The sequence below is a fragment of the Nocardia sp. NBC_00416 genome (assembly GCF_036032445.1).
In the GTDB taxonomy this organism is placed as follows: Bacteria; Actinomycetota; Actinomycetes; order Mycobacteriales; family Mycobacteriaceae; genus Nocardia.
Genome location: NZ_CP107932.1, coordinates 6,746,257 through 6,763,299 on the forward strand (window position 1 = coordinate 6,746,257; position 17,043 = coordinate 6,763,299).

Sequence of the window (17,043 nt, forward strand, 5' to 3'; positions counted from 1 at the left end):
TGAACCGAGTCTTTCACCGCTCCTTATCCGGCTGACTGTTGCCGCCGAGGCCGTCGGACAACCCAACTTCCCGCAGCCGTAGAACCCGCTGATCGGCGCGATATCTCGCCGCCCATCCGGCGGATGCCCTGACCGATCGGCGACCTGCCGATCGGTCAGTCGTCGATCGGTTCCCAGCCGATCGACTCCTCGCAACCGACTGACTTTTCGAACCCGACGTGGTTACGCCCCGGGTTTCTCCGCCGACCTTGAAAACCGGGATGTGACACGTGGACACCAACAACAGCGCCTCGTCCGACCGCACGCTGGAGTACCTCAAGAAGGTAACGGTCGAATTGCTCACCACCCGGGACGATCTGACCCGGCTGCGCGACAAGCTCGACGAACCGATCGCGATCGTCGGCATGGCGTGCCGTTACCCGGGTGGTGTGGAGTCGCCCGACCAGCTGTGGGAGCTGGTCCGCTCCGGCGGCGATACCGTCACCGAGTTCCCCCGGGACCGCGGCTGGGATGTGGACGGGCTCTACGACCCCGATCCGGATCGGTTCGGCAAGACCTACACCCGGTCCGGGAGCTTCCTGCGCGGCGTAGGCGATTTCGATGCCGGCTTCTTCGAGATCGGCCCGCGCGAGGCGGCCGCGATGGATCCGCAGCAGCGGTTGCTGCTGGAAGCGGCGTGGGAGGCGTTGGAGGACGCCGGGATCGATCCGGTGTCTCTGCACGGCTCCGACACGGGTGTCTACGCCGGTGTCATGTACCAGGACTACGACCACACCGCGCGAGCGGCCGGTCCGGCCGCCGAAGGCTACGGCGGGGTCGGTACTTCCGGCAGCGTGGTGTCCGGGCGGGTCGCCTACACGCTCGGCCTGGAAGGGCCGGCCATCACGGTGGATACCGCGTGTTCGTCCTCGCTGGTGGCGATCCACCTGGCCTGCCAGGCACTACGCCGTGGCGAGACGGCAATGGCGCTGGCCGGCGGCGTGACGGTCATGTCGACACCCCAGCTGTTCGTCGAGTTCGCGCGGCAGCGGGGACTGGCGCCGGACGGCCGGTGCAAGGCGTTCTCCGCGGCCGCGGACGGGGCCGGTTGGTCCGAGGGGGTCGGGCTGCTGGTTCTGGAGCGGTTGTCGGATGCCCGGCGGCTCGGGCACAACGTACTGGCGGTGGTCCGCGGTTCAGCGGTGAACCAGGACGGTGCGTCGAACGGGTTGACCGCACCCAACGGCCCCTCCCAGGAGCGGGTGATCGCCGCGGCGCTGGCGGCGGCCGGGCTGGGACCCGCCGATGTGGACGCGGTGGAAGCGCACGGGACCGGTACGGCGCTGGGCGATCCGATCGAGGCGCAGGCGCTGATCGCGACCTACGGACAGGACCGCCCGCAACCGCTGCGGATCGGGACGCTGAAGTCGAATATCGGGCACAGTCAGGCGGCCGCCGGGGTGGGCGGGGTGATCAAGATGGTGCAGGCGTTGCGGTACGCGGAACTGCCCCAGACGCTGCACGTCGACGAACTGTCGCCCCATGTGGATTGGTCGGCGGGCACGGTGCGCGTGCTGACACAGGCGGAGCAGTGGCCGGCCGGCGCGCGGGTGCGACGTGCGGGGGTTTCGTCGTTCGGGATCAGCGGCACCAACGCGCATGTGATCGTGGAGGAGGCGCCTGCTGCCGAACCGGTCGCGGACCAGACCGGAGGTCCCGCGGATTCGCCGGCCGCCGTGTCCACCGAGGTGACCCCGCTGGTGGTGTCGGCCAAATCCGAACCTGCCCTGCGGGCTCAGGCCGAGCGGCTGCGCCGGTGGTTGTCCGGCCATCCGGACGCCGACCTCCCCAGTGTGGCGTCGGCCCTGCTGGAACATCGGACCCGGTTCGCGCGGCGGGCCGCCGTGGTGGGCCGGGACCGGGCCGGATTACTGGCGGGGCTGGCGGATCTGGCGTCGGGTTCGGCGTCGCCGGCGGTGGTGACCGGCTCGGTGGGTTCCGGGAAGACGGCCTTCCTGTTCACCGGTCAGGGTGCGCAGCGGGTGGGGATGGGTGCCGGTCTGTACACGGCGTTCCCGGTTTTCGCACAGGCACTGGACGAAGTATGCGGACAATTCGACGCGCTGCTGGGCGGGTCGCTGCGGGAGGTGATGTTCGCCGATCCGCAGGGTGTGCTGGAGCGGACCGAGTGGACGCAGCCGGCCCTGTTCGCGTTCGAGGTGGCCATGTTCCGCCTGGTCGAATCGTTCGGTCTCGCGCCGGACCTGGTGGCGGGGCATTCGATCGGGGAACTGGTCGCGGCGTATGTGGCGGGTGTCTGGTCGCTGGCGGACGCCTGTGCGCTGGTGGCGGCCCGGGGCCGGTTGATGGGTGCGCTGCCGGCGGGCGGGGCGATGCTGGCCGCCGCCGTCACCGAGGAGCGTGGGCTCGAGATCGTGACGGCTTTCGGGGATCGGCTGGCGCTGGCCGCCGTCAACGGTCCCGCCTCGGTGGTGCTCTCCGGTGACGCCGACGCGGTTGAGGAAGTGGAGCGCCGGCTTTCCGGCGAAGGTGTGCGGACCTCGCGGTTGCGGGTCAGCCATGCTTTCCATTCGGCTCGGATGGATCCGATGCTGGCCGAGTTCCGGGCTGTCGCCGAGCGGTTGACCTATCGGCAGCCGTCGCCGGCGCTGGTGTCGAATGTGTCCGCCGGTATCGCCGCGACGGCGCTGACCGATCCCGGTTACTGGGTCGACCAGGTCCGCGGTTGCGTCCGGTTCGCACCCGGGGTGGATGCGCTGGTGGCTGCCGGAGTACGACGGTTCGTCGAGGTGGGACCGGACGCGGTGCTCGCGGCGACGTCGCGCGAATGCCTGGCCGGCCATCCGGGGGTGGAGGCCGAGTCGCTGGTGGTGGCCGCGTCCCGGCGATCGGGCGACGAGGTGACCCAGTTCGTCACCATGCTGGCCCAGGCCGGCGCCGCCGGCCTGGAGGTGGACTGGCGTCCCTTGTTCGCCGGCCGGGAGATCGGCCGGGTAGCGCTGCCCACCTATGCGTTCCAGCGGCAGCGGTACTGGCTGGAGCCGCTGCGCCGGGGGGCGGCGCCGGGAACTTCCGATCACCCGATCCTGACCGGTGTGGTTCCGCTGGCGGGCAAGGACGAATGGCTGTTCACCGGCCGGATCTCGGCGGGCGATCAGCCCTGGCTGGCCGATCACAGCGTATTCGGTTCGGTCGTGGTGCCGGGTACCGCGTTCGTGGAGCTGGTGCTCACGGCGGGGGCGCGGCTGGACGCCGGTTCCGTCGAGGAGCTGCTGCTGGAGAACCCGCTGGTGCTGACCGGCGATGCTCCGGCGGATATCCAGGTGAGTGTGGAACCCGCCGATGAAGCGGGCCGGCGCCGGTTCGCCGTGCACTCCCGCGCGGCCGGGGATGACGAGGTCACCGGTGGCGAGTGGAGTACGCACGCCAGTGGTGTGCTGGTCCCCGTTGCCGAGGCCGTCCCGACCTGGGTCGCCGCCGAGACGCCGGGGGACTGGCCGCCCGCCGGGGCGGAGCCGGTCGCCTATGACGCGCTCTACGACCAGCTCGCCGATCTGGGGTTCGGCTACGGCCCGGCGTTCCAGGGACTACAGGCGATCTGGCGGGACGGCGGGGATCTGCTCACCGAGGTGGCGCTGACCGACGACGCCGGTACGGGGGCTTCCTACGCCATCCATCCCGCGTTGTTCGACGCCGCGTTCCATGCGGCGATCGCCGAACTCGCGCGGGAGCTGCCGGCGGGCCGGCTACCACTGCCGTTCTCGTTCGGTGGGGTCCGGTTGTACCGCACCGGGGTGACGGCTGTCCGGGTGCGCGTCATGCTGACCGGATCCGACCGGATCCGGCTCGTCGCGGTCGATGACGCGGGTGCTCCGGTACTGAGTCTCGACTCGCTGGCTTCCCGTCCCGTGGACGCCGAAGTGTTGCGCGGCGCGGCCAGAGAGCGTCCGTCACTGGTGGAGGTCGAGTGGGTGCCGGTGTCGGCGGGGTCCGGCGATCCGACGGTGTCGGTGGCGGTGTTGGGATCCGGCGCGGTCTCCGGGGTCGGCGGCCGGTTCGCCGACGTGGCCGAGCTGCTGGCCGCGGAGACGATTCCCGAGGTCGTCGTATGGTCCCCGGTCGGCGGTGTTTCCGGTGCCGACGATATCGTCGCTCGCGCGCACACCGAGGTCGCCGCGACGCTGGAGCTGTTGCGTCGGTGGCAGACCGATGACCGGTTGTCGGCTGCTCGGCTGGTGGTGCTGACGCGAGGCGCCGCCGCGATATCCGGCGAATCGCCGGATCCGGCCGGAGCGGCTGTGGCCGGTTTGCTGCGCAGCGCGCAGTTCGAATACCCGGGCCGGTTCGTGCTGCTCGACGTGGCGCCGGGCGCGGACCTGGATGAGGAAACGGTCGCCGCCGCGGCGGATTCGGAAGAACCGGAGCTGGCGATCCGCGACGGTGTGCGGTATGTGCCCCGGCTGCGACGCCGGTCCGGCCGGGCCGGATCCGCGGTACCGGACTTCGGCACGGGGTCGGTGTTGATCACCGGCGGCACCGGTGGGCTGGGTGCCGAGGTGGCCCGGCATCTCGTGGCGGCGCACGGAGTGCGTCGCCTGGTTCTGGTCTCGCGCCGTGGCGACCGCGCCCCCGGGGCGCCCGAGCTGGTCGGTGAGCTGGCCGCGGCCGGTGCGCAGGTGCGGGTGGCCGCGTGCGATGTCGGTGATCGCACCGCGCTGGCGGCGCTGCTAACGGATCTCAACGGCGAATTCGCCCCGAGCGCGGTGATCCATTCGGCCGGCGTTCTCGCCGACGGCACCGTCGAAACCCTGACCGCCGAACAGCTGGACCGGGTACTGGCGGCGAAAGCGGATGCCGCGTGGAATCTGCACGACGCCACCCGTGACCGGGAGCTGGCCGCCTTCGTATTGTTCTCCTCGCTCGCGGGTGTCGCGGGATCACCGGGGCAGGGCAACTACGCTGCGGCGAACGCCTTCCTGGACGCGCTGGCAGCCCGACGGCACGCGGCGGCCCTGCCCGCGGTGTCGATCGCGTGGGGTTCCTGGAACCAGGGCAGCGGTATGACCGGTGCGCTGGACGACACCGCGATGGCGCGGATGGCGCGGATGGGGATACGCCCGCTCGCTGCCGCCGACGGACTGGCCCTGTTCGATCAGGCGACCGCTGCGGCCGCGCCGACGGTCGTCGCCACCGATTTCGACACCGAGGCACTGGCGGCGCGGGCACGCGAGGGCTCGCTTCCCCGGGTACTGCACGCGATGGTGACCGTGCCGGTGCGGCGGGCGGCGGATACCACCGGCTCACTGGCTCGCCGGTTGGCGGCTGCCGAGCCGGCCGAGCACGAGGCCGTTGTTCTCGCGGTGGTGTGTGCGGAGGCGGCCGGCGTGCTCGGGCACATCTCCGCCGCCGCGATCGATCCCGGCGCGCCGTTCAGTGAACTGGGTTTCGATTCGCTGGCCGGCGTCGAGTTCCGCAACCGGCTGAGCAAGGCGACCGGCGTACAACTGCCGTCCACGCTGGTGTTCGACCATCCCACCGCCAGGGCGGTGGCCGCATTCGTGCTGTCCCGGGTCGGTGAGCTCGAGTCGGCTCGACCGGTGAGCCGGGTGGTCCGCCGGGTCCGGACCGATGAACCGATCGCGATCGTCGGTATGGGCTGTCGCTATCCGGGGGGCGTCGAATCGCCCGCCCAGCTCTGGGATCTGGTGACCGCCGGAACCGACGCGATCACCGATTTCCCGACGGACCGGGGCTGGGATCTGGACCGGTTGTTCCATCCCGACCCCGACAACCCGGGGACCTCCTATCTGCGCTACGGCGGGTTCCTCACCGATGCGGGCCATTTCGATGCGGGATTCTTCGGTATCGGCCCCCGGGAGGCGGCGGCGATGGATCCGCAGCAGCGGCTGCTGCTGGAGGCATCGTGGGAGGCGCTCGAACACGCGGGAATCGACCCGGCGTCGTTGCGGGGCAGCGATATGGGTGTGTTCACCGGCGTCTCGTACCTGGACTACGAGGAGATCGCCAAAGCGTCGGGCGCCGGTGTCGAGGGGTACATCGGCACCGGTTCGGCGAGCAGTGTCGCCTCCGGGCGGGTGGCGTACTCCTTGGGCCTGGAGGGGCCGGCGATCACCGTGGACACCGCGTGTTCGTCCTCGCTGGTGGCCATTCATCTGGCCGCTCAGGCGTTGCGTCAGGGCGAATGCTCGATGGCGCTGGCCAGCGGCGCCGCGGTGATGTCGACACCGTTCCTGTTCACCGAGTTCTCGCGCCAGCGGGGGCTGGCGCCGGACGGTCGGTGTAAGGCGTTTTCGGCGGCCGCGGATGGGGTGGGCTGGTCCGAGGGTGTGGGTGTGCTGGTGTTGGAGCGGTTGTCGGATGCGCGGCGGCTGGGGCACGAGGTGCTGGCGGTGGTTCGTGGTAGCGCCGTCAACCAGGACGGGGCGAGCAATGGTTTGACCGCGCCGAATGGTCCGTCGCAGGAGCGGGTGATCGCGGCGGCGTTGGCGTCGGCGGGGTTGTCGGCGGCGGATGTGGATGCGGTGGAGGCGCACGGTACGGGTACGCCGTTGGGTGATCCGATCGAGGCGCAGGCGTTGATCGCGGCGTACGGGCAGGATCGGGCCGAACCCCTGTGGGTCGGGTCGCTGAAATCGAATATCGGGCACAGTCAAGCGGCCGCCGGGGTGGCCGGGGTGATCAAGGTGGTGCAGGCGCTACGCCACGCGGTGCTGCCGAGGACGTTGCACGCGGACGCGCCGTCGCCGCATGTGGATTGGTCGGCCGGGGCGGTGCGGTTGCTCACCGAGGATCGGTCGTGGCCGGGTTCGGCGGACCGGGTGCGCCGGGCCGGGGTCTCCTCGTTCGGGATCAGCGGCACCAACGCACACATCATCATCGAGGAAGCACCGGCCGGACCGGCGGGTTCGGCGGTGTCCGTAGCCGACGGCCGCGGTCCGGCGGCGGGAGCGGTGCCGCTGCTGCTGTCGGCCAAGTCGGCGCCGGGGCTGCGCGCCCAGGCGGCGCGGTTACGCGACTGGCTGCTCGCGCACCCGGACGCGGAACTACCGGATATCGCGCACGCGCTGCTGACAACTCGCTCCCGGCTGAACCGGCGCGGAGTGGTCGTCGCCGGGGATCGGGAGTCGGCACTGGCGCGGCTGGCGGATATGGCCACCGGTTCGACCGGCGTGGGCGTCGTCGACGGCACACCTGTCGACGGCAAGATCGCCTTCCTGTTCACCGGGCAGGGCGCCCAGCGACCGGGCATGGGTGCCGGACTGTATTCGGCCTTCCCGGTCTTCGCCGCCGCCTTCGACGAGATCTGCGCCGAATTCGATCGACAGCTCGGCAGTGATACCGGCCTGAAGGAGATCGTCTTCGGTGCGGCCGAGCCGGACTCGATCCATCGGACCGAGTACACCCAGCCGGCGTTGTTCGCCTACGAGGTGGCGCTGTTCCGGCTGGTGGAGTCGTTCGGCATCGGTCCGGATGTGCTGATCGGGCATTCGATCGGCGAATTGGTCGCCGCGTATGTGGCCGGGATGTGGTCGATCGCGGACGCGTGTGCGCTGGTGGCGGCGCGCGGCCGGCTGATGGGTGCGTTGCCGCCGGGCGGCGCGATGCTGGCGGCGGCGATCACGGCGCCGCGCGCGGACGAGATCGTCGCCCCCTTCGGCGGGCGGCTGTCGGTCGCCGCCGTCAACAGTCCGTCGGCGGTCGTGTTCTCCGGTACCGAGGAAGCTGTCGCGCAGCTGGAGGCGCTGCTCTCGGCCGAGGACGTGCGGGTGTCCCGGCTGCGGGTGAGCCACGCCTTCCACTCCGGATTGATGGAGCCGATGCTCCCCGAGTTCGAGAGTGTGGCGGCCGGGGTGAACTACCGCCGTCCGCTGCTTCCGGTGGTGTCCACCGTGTTCGGGGTCGTCGGCGGTGAAGCATTCGCCGATCCGATGTATTGGGTGGGTCATATCCGCGATACCGTGCGGTTCGCCCTCGGCGTCGACCATCTGGTGGACAGCGGGGTGACGCGGTTCCTGGAAATCGGACCGGATGCCGTACTCAGCACGATGACCGGGCAGTGCCTGCCCGCGGACCTGGAATCGAAGGCTCTGGTGGCGGCCGCCGGCCGGCGCGGCGCCGACGAGGTGACGCAATTCCTGGCGTTCCTCGGCCGGGCGCACAGTGCGGGTATCGAGGTCGATTGGGCGCCACTGTTCGCCGACCGCCTACCGGCGCGGGTCGACCTGCCGACCTACGCGTTTCAGCGGGAGCGCTACTGGCTGCCTGCCGGTCGCCCGGCCGCCACGGGCGGATTCGGCCATCCGATCCTGACCGAGGCCGTGCCGGTGGCCGGTCGGGACGAGTGGCTTTTCACCGGAAAGCTGTCCGATCCGGGCCAGCCCTGGGTCGCCGAGCACCTGGTGTTCGGCACGCCGGTGGTGCCGGCGACCACCTATCTGGAATTGGCATCCGCGGTCGGGGCGCGCCTGGGCGCCGGGGTGATCGAGGAACTGCTGCTCGATATTCCGCTGGTGCTCACCGAGAACCCGGTGGACATCCAGGTCGCGGTGGCGGAGGCCGGGCCGGACGGCCGCCGCCGCTTCACCGTCTACTCCCGGCCGGAGCGGACCGAGGACGCCGAGGCCTGGGTCGCGCACGCCGGTGGTGTGCTGGCCGAAGCCGACACGACACCCGATACCGGCACCGGATGGGCCGAGGTCTGGCCGCCGGAGCACGCCGAACAGCTCGAGGTGGCGGACCTGTATCACCGGATCTCCGGCCTGGGTATGGAATACGGACCGGTATTCCGCGGGGTACGCGCGGCATGGCGGCGTGGGCACGAGATGTTCGCCGAGGTCTCGCTCGACGACGCGGTGATCCCCCAGACGGGCGGCTTCGGTATCCACCCGGCGCTGTTCGACGCCTGCCTGCACCCGGCGCTCGACTTCGTCATGGACGACGTTCCCGCCGACCGGGTTCCGCTGCCGGTGCGCTGTGCGGGCGTGCGGTTGGCCCGGACCGGTTCCGGGCCGCTGCGGCTGCGGATCGACTGGCACGGTGGCTACGGGATCCGGATGGAAGCGGTCGGCGAAGCCGGCGAACCGGTGCTGAGTGTCGACTCGGTCGTGGTTCATCCGGTCGAGCGGCGCACGGTGGAGCGGGTCCGCTCGGCGGGCGCGTTGCCGCTGTACGGCTTGGACTGGTTGCCGGTCCCGGCCTTGACCGAGGTGCCCGAGGTGACGGTGGCGGTGCTCGGCGGGGCCGATATCGCCGGGGCCGCACATCGATTCACCGATATCGGTGCGGCCGCCGAGGCGGCGCGGGGGCCGGCGGCGCCCGATGCGGTCGTGTGGTTCGCCGAGACGGTGCCCGATGCCGTCGAGACGGTGGCCGGTGCCGCAGAGACAGTGCCCGAGGCTGCCGAGGCAGTGGCCGATGTCGCCGCGACTGTGGCCGACGCCGTCGAGACGATGCCCGGAACGGCCCGGCGCGGCGTCCGGGAGACGCTCGGTCTGATGCGATCCTGGCTGGCGGAGAGCGGGGCGTCCCGGACCCGGCTGGTGGTGGTGACGCACCGGGCGATGAGGCCGGCCGGGGAATCACCCGACCCGGCGGCGGCGGCGATCGCCGGACTGGTGCGCAGTGCGCAGGCCGAACATCCGGGCCGGATCGTCCTGCTCGACCGGGACGGCGAGCTCGACCGGCGGATCGTAGCGGCCGCCCTCGCCGCGAACGAGCCGCTGCTGGCGGTACGCGACGGCGCTCTCTCGGTGCCGCGCGTGCGTCGCCGTCCTGCCGCGACGGACTCCGCGCCGATGTCTTTCGGCACGGGCACGGTGCTGGTCACCGGCGGCACCACCGGTCTGGGCGCACTGGTGGCGCGGCATCTGGTCGCGGTACACGGGGTGCGCCGGCTGCTGCTGGTTTCGCGCCGGGGCCGCGACGCCGACGGGGTGCCGGAGCTGGTCGCCGAGGTGTCCGCGCTGGGGGCCGAGGTGGAGGTGGCCGCCTGTGACGTGGCGGATCGAGATGCCCTGGCACAGTTGCTGGCACAGCTGCCGCCGGAGTTCCCGTTGTCGGGAATCGTGCACGCGGCCGGGGTGGTGGACGACGCCACTGTCGAGAGCCTGACCGACGAGCAGATCGATCGGGTGTTCCGGCCCAAGGTCGACGGGCTGTGGTCGCTCCACGAGGTGGCCGGATCTGCCGAGGTATCGGCGTTCGTCGTCTTCTCATCCATGGCCGGGGTGGCGGGCGCGCCGGGCCAGGGCAACTACGCGGCCGCGAATGCCTTCGCCGATGCGATGGTGGCGCTGCGGACCACGGCTGGGCTACCGGCCGTATCGATCGCCTGGGGCCCGTGGAACGCGGGCACCGGGATGACCGGCGAACTCGGTGCGCCGGGCTTGGCGCGACTGCGCCGGATGGGTTTACGGCCGCTGGAGAACACGGCCGGACTGCTGTTGTTCGACGCCGCTGTCGCGGCGCCGGACGCCTTCGCGGTGGCCGCCGATTTCGATATCGCCGGACTGACCGAGCTCGCCCGGGCGGGTTCGCTGCCGAACGTGCTGGGCACACTGGTGGCCGCGCCCGGGTCCCCGCCGAACGCGACGCCGCTCGGACGACTGGCCACCGTCGCGGCCGCCGAACGGGACGAGGTCGCGCTGACGGTGGTGCGCGAGACCGCGGCCGCGGCGCTGGGGCACGGCTCGGCCGAGGCGATCGAGCCGGATATGCCGTTCACCGACCTGGGTTTCGACTCCCTGGCCGGGGTCGAATTCCGCAATCGGCTCGCCAAGGCCACCGGTTTGCCGCTCCCCGCCACCCTGGTCTTCGACCATCCGACCGCGCGGGCGGTGGCGGTATTGCTGGTATCGATGATCGATGACGCGCCCAGTGCGCGGAAGCCGGCCCCCAGGGCATTGCGCCAGGGCCGCACCGACGAGCCCATCGCCATCGTCGGAATCGGTTGCCGTTATCCCGGCGGCGTTTCCTCCGCCGCACAGCTGTGGGACCTGGTGGCCGCAGGCACCGATGTGATCTCCGGTTTCCCCACTGACCGGGGCTGGGATCTGGACCGGCTGTACAACCCGGACCCGGATGTCCCCGGCACCACCTACGTGCGTGAGGGCGGTTTCCTCGCCGACCCCGGTGGTTTCGACCCCGGCTTCTTCGGGATCAGCCCGCGTGAGGCGACGGCGATGGACCCGCAGCAGCGGCTGATGCTGGAAGCCGCCTGGGAGTCGCTGGAAGACGCGGGTATCGATCCGGTATCGCTGCGGGGCAGCGATACCGGTGTATACGTCGGCGCCACTCCGTCCGGTTACGGCGAGCGGGTCGTGGGGGAGAACGAAGGGTTCCGGATGACCGGGAACTCCGAGAGCGTGATCTCCGGGCGCGTCGCTTATGTTCTCGGGCTGCAGGGTCCGGCGATGACCGTGGACACCGCCTGCTCGTCGTCGCTGGTTGCCTTGCACCTGGCGTGCCAGGCGCTGCGCAACGGTGAGACGTCGCTGGTGCTGTCGGCCGGCGTCAGCATCTCCGGCAGCCCCGAGTTCTTCGTCGACTTCGCCCGGCAGCGGGGGCTGGCGTCGGACGGTCGGTGTAAGGCGTTTTCGGCGGCCGCGGATGGGGTGGGCTGGTCCGAGGGTGTGGGTGTGCTGGTGTTGGAGCGGTTGTCGGATGCGCGGCGGCTGGGGCACGAGGTGCTGGCGGTGGTTCGTGGTAGCGCCGTCAACCAGGACGGGGCGAGCAATGGTTTGACCGCGCCGAATGGTCCGTCGCAGGAGCGGGTGATCGCGGCGGCGTTGGCGTCGGCGGGGTTGTCGGCGGCGGATGTGGATGCGGTGGAGGCGCACGGTACGGGTACGCCGTTGGGTGATCCGATCGAGGCGCAGGCGTTGATCGCGGCGTACGGGCAGGATCGGGCCGAACCGCTGCGGATCGGGTCGCTGAAATCGAATATCGGGCACTCGGTGGCGGCATCCGGGGTGGCCGGCGTGATCAAGATGGTGCAGGCCATGCGCCACGGTATCCTGCCGAAGACCCTGCACGCGGACGAGCTCTCGCCGCAGGTGGATTGGTCGGCCGGATCAGTGCGGGTGCTGACCGAGCCCGAGCCGTGGCCCGCCGCGGCCGGGCGCAAGCGCCGGGCCGGTGTTTCGTCGTTCGGTATCAGCGGCACCAACGCACACGTGGTGCTCGAGGAAGCTCCCGCCGAGACCCGGCCGGCACCCGGGCGGACCGGGCCGGACGATACGAACGCGGACGTGCGGGTGGCGGCGGTACCGCTGCTGGTGTCGGCGAAATCCGAAGCGGGTCTGCGTGCGCAGGCCGATCGATTGCGGCAGTGGCTGGCCGCCGCCCCGGAGTCCGATGATCTGTGGCGGGTGGCCTCCTCGCTGGTCGACAGCCGAGCGCAGCTGGACTGGCGCGGCGCGGTGATCGGGCACGACCGCGACGCGATGCTGAACGGCCTGGCGGAGTTGGCGTCGGGCGCGTCGGCCGGGCGGGTGGCGTCCGGGAAGGCGCGCACGGGTCGCACCGCGTTCCTCTTCACCGGCCAGGGCGCGCAGCGGGCGGGAATGGGGGCGGGGCTGTATCGCGACTTCCCGGTTTTCGCCGCCGCACTGGACGAGGTCTGTGACCGGTTCGATCCCCTGCTGGGGCGGTCGCTCCGGGAGCTGATGTTCGACGCGGACCGGGCGGATCTGCTCGGCCGCACCGAGTTCACCCAGCCCGCATTGTTCGCCTTCGAGGTCGCGATGTTCCGGCTGGTGGAATCGTTCGGGATCGTTCCCGACATGCTGGCCGGGCATTCCATCGGCGAGCTCGCGGCCGCGCAGGTGGCCGGGGTGTGGTCGCTGGCGGACGCCTGCGCACTGGTGGCCGCACGCGGCCGGCTGATGGGTGCGCTACCGGAGGGCGGGGCGATGCTCGCGGCGGCGACCACCGAGGAAAGCGCCGAGCGGTTGCTGGACGGCAGCCGGGACGACCTGTCGATCGCCGCGGTGAACGGCCCGCTCTCGGTGGTGTTCTCCGGAACCGCCGACGCGGTCGACACGGTCGCGAAGCTGTTGGACGAGGCGGGGATCAGAACCTCGCGGCTGCGGGTGAGCCACGCGTTCCACTCGGGGCTGATGGACCCGATGCTGGCGGAATTCCGCTCGGTCGCAGAGTCTCTGGCTTATCGCGCGCCCTCGATCCCGATCGTTTCCACCCTCTCGGGAACCGTCGCGGGTAGTGAGTTCACCGACCCGGAGTACTGGGTGGACCAGGTGCGCGGATGTGTCCGCTTCGCCGCCGGCGTGGAAACGCTGGCCGCTGCCGGAGTCCGGCGTTTCCTGGAAATCGGGCCGGACGCGGTGCTCACCGCGGCGACCCGCGAATGCCTGGCCGACACCGACGCCGAGTCGCTGGTGGCGGCCACCGCCCGGCGCACAGCCGACGAGGGCACGCAGTTCGTGACATTCCTGGCGCAGGCGCGGGTATCGGGTCTGCCGGTGGTGCTGGATCCGCTGTTCGCGGGCCGGGACACCCGTCGGATCGCGTTGCCGACCTATGCCTTCCAGAATCAGCGGTACTGGCTGGAGCCGGGACCGGAAGCCGCCCGGCCGGTTTCGGGCCATCTGCTCACCGAGGTCGTGCCGGTGGTCGGACGGGACGAATGGCTGTTCACCGGCCGCTTCTCCACCCGCACCCATCCGTGGCTGGCTGATCACGTGGTGTTCGGGTCGGCGCTGATCCCGGGCACGGGTTTCGTGGAGATGGCGCTGCACGCCGGGAGCCATCTGGGCATGGACACGATTCAGGAACTGGTGCTCGAGTCGCCGATGCTGTTCGACGACGACACCCCGCTCGACGCGCAGGTCGTCGTCGAGGCGGCCGACACCACCGGCCGCCGGCGGTTCGTGATCCATTCCCGGCCTGTCGGGGCTCCCGACGAGGCCGACTGGATCACCCACGCGATCGGCACGCTGGCCCCGGCCGGCTCGGTTCCGGGTGACGCGCCGTGGGACGGACAGGTGCCGGCGAGCGGGGTCCGGTCGCTGGACCCCGGCCAGTTGTACGAACAGCTGGCGTCGATCGGCTTCGGTTACGGTCCGGCGTTCCAGGGTGTGCGCGCGGCCTGGAGTGCCGGCGAGGTGATGTATGCCGAGGTGGCGCTGCCCGACAGCGCCGCTGCTCGGGGGTACCGGATCCATCCGGCGCTGCTGGACGCGAGTATCCACCCGTCGCTGGACCGGCTCGACGATCCGGGCCGGGTTCCGCTGCCCTTCTCCTACACCGGGATCCGGCTGTACCGGGCGGGTGCCGATGTCGTACGCGTCCGGATCAGCGTCACCGACCAGACCAATACCGCCCGGCTCGACCTCACCGACACCGACGGCGCACCCGTCCTGACCATTGCCGCCGCGCTGGCCCGCCCGGTCGATATCGAGACGCTGAATCGGTCCCGGGCCACCTCCAGCCCGCTCTACACCCGCAGCTGGAAGCCGGTGCCGCTCCCGGCCGCCGGGCCGGGAACCGCGGTGGCAGTGCTCGGCTCGGCTCCGGTGCCGGGATCGGTGAGTACCCACCGAGATCTCACCGCGCTGGCCGCCGCCCCGGATCTACCCGGATCGGTGGTCTGGGATTCCGGAGAGGAAACAGGCGCGGGCGACCTGGCCCAGGTCGCGCGGCTCCGTGTCAGCGCCACGCTGACGCTGGTGCGCGACTGGCTGGCCGACGAACGCACCGAGCGCGCGACCCTGGTGGTACTCACCCGCTGCGCCGCCGGTCTGCCCGGCGAGCCCGGCGACCCGGCGAGTGCGGCGGTCGCCGGCCTGATCGACTCCGCGCAGGCGGAATACCCGGGCCGGATCGTCCAGCTCGACCTCGACGAGCGGACCGCGCCGAGCGCGGATCTGATCCGCGCGGTCGCCGCGGCCGGTGAACCCCGGGTCGCCGTACGCGATTCCGCGGCGCTGGTGCCCCGGATGGTCAAGGCGGTGGCGGACACCGAACCGGTGTCGTTCGGCACCGGGACGGTCCTGATCACCGGTGGCACCGGTGGCCTGGGCGCGTTGTTGGCCCGGCACCTGGTGGCCGAGCACGGGGTGCGGCGGCTGCTGCTGGTGTCCCGGCGCGGGCCCGCCGCCGACGGTGCGGAAGAACTGGCCGCCGACCTCACCGAGGCCGGTGCCCAGGTGCGGGTCGTCGCCTGCGATGCGGCCGATCGCGCGGCATTGGGCGACCTGCTGCGCACCGTGCCGGCCGAGTATCCGCTGACCGCGGTGGTGCACACCGCGGGTGTGATCGACGACGGCACCATCGAGACCTTGACCGCCGACCAGGTGCATCGGGTCATGCGACCGAAAACCGATGCCGCGGTGAACCTGCACGAACTCACCCGGGATGCGGAGCTGTCGGCCTTCGTCCTGTTCTCCTCGGCCGCGCCGCTGCTCGGCGGCCAGGGCCAGGGCAACTACGCGGCGGCGAATGCCTTCCTGGACGCGTTGGCTCATCAGCGTCGCGAATCCGGCCGGCCCGCGCATTCGCTGGCCTGGGGACTGTGGACCGTCGGCATGGGCAGCGCGCTCGGCGGCGAAGGCGCCGAGCAGATCGTTCGCCAGATCCGCACCCGGCTCGGCTTGGTGCCGATCACCGCAGAACCGGGCATGGAACTGTTCGACAAGGCACTCGGCACCGGCCACGCCCTGGTGCTGACCGCGCTGCTGGACATGCCCGCGCTCAGTGAGCTCGCCGGCACCGGCGCATTGCCCAGCCTGTTCCGGGATATCGTGCGCGCTCCGGTGGCGGCGCTGTCGGCCGAGGACAAGGGATCGCTGGCCCGCCGGCTGGCTGCCGTTGCCGAGTCCGAACGTTACGACCTGGTGCTGCACGAGGTCCGGGCGCTGGCGGCCACCGTGCTGGGCCACGCCTCGGCCGACGAAGTGGACCCGGACGCGTTGTTCACCGAACTCGGGTTCGACTCCCTGGGCGGTGTGGAATTCCGCAACAGGCTCGCCACGATCACCGGACTGACCCTGGCGTCCACGCTGGTGTTCGAATATCCGACCCCGGCCGCCGTGGCCGAGACGCTGACCGAGCAGATCGGTGGTCTCGTCGGTGTCGAGGGCGGGGCCGCGCCGGCGGCGGGATCGAGTGCGCCCGGGATTCTCACCGGGTTGGTCACCGAGGCGCTCCGGCGTGGTGACGCGAAGGTCGCCCTGCCGGTGCTGATGCAGACCGGCCGGCTGATCGTCGATCTGGACGAATCGGCCGATCGACTGGTCGCGCCGAAACCGATGTTGCTGGCGCGCGGCGGGGCGGGGCTGAAGCTGATCTGTGTCCCGTCGTTCGTGGTCGGCAACGGTCCGCACCAGTTCGGCCGGTTGGCCCGGGAGCTCGGTGCCGAGTTCGGGATGACCGCCCTCTGGCTGCCCGGTACGCGCCCGGGGGAGTCGTTGCCGCCGCACTGGGATGCCCTGCTGGACTGTCTCGCCGACACCACCCTCGACACGGTCGGGGCGGATCCGTTCGTGCTGGTCGGCTACTCGATCGGGGGCGCGATCGCGCACGGGCTCGCCGGCCGGCTCGCCGAACGCGGACGGGCGCCGAGGGGTGTCGCCATGATCGACACCTATTCGCCCGACAGCGAAGCGGACAACCTCGAGGTGTTCGGCAGCGCACTCGAAGTGGCCTTCAGCCACGAACTGGTGACGGTCGACGATCGTGGCCTGGTGGTGATGGCGCACTACGGCCAGGTCTACGGCGGCCGCGGGGCGGAGCCGATTTCCGAACCCACGCTGCTGCTGCGGGCCACCACCCCGATGCCGGGACTGTCGGATATGGCGGTACCGGTGCCGGATTGGCAGCACGCCGGTCCGACGGTGCGGATCACCGCCGACCATCTGTCCGTGCTCGACGGGGCCGCGGGCGAGGTGGCGACACATATCCGGCAGTGGATAGGCGCTGTGAACGGCGCCGATCCGCAGTTGCCGGCGATGGATCCGGGGCGCGATGTCGATCCGAGATGACCGGCGCCGCCGGCCGCAGTCC

General features: G+C 71.2%; 1 protein-coding gene. It reads left to right on the forward strand.

Annotated elements, in window-relative coordinates; all coding sequences use genetic code 11:
* Nucleotides 1-269 precede the first annotated feature (269 nt).
* On the forward strand, nucleotides 270-17,021 hold the full coding sequence (locus tag OG804_RS29350) for a type I polyketide synthase (RefSeq protein ID WP_328391872.1): 16,752 nt from the start codon (nucleotides 270-272) through the stop codon (nucleotides 17,019-17,021).
* Nucleotides 17,022-17,043: the final 22 nt, after the last annotated feature.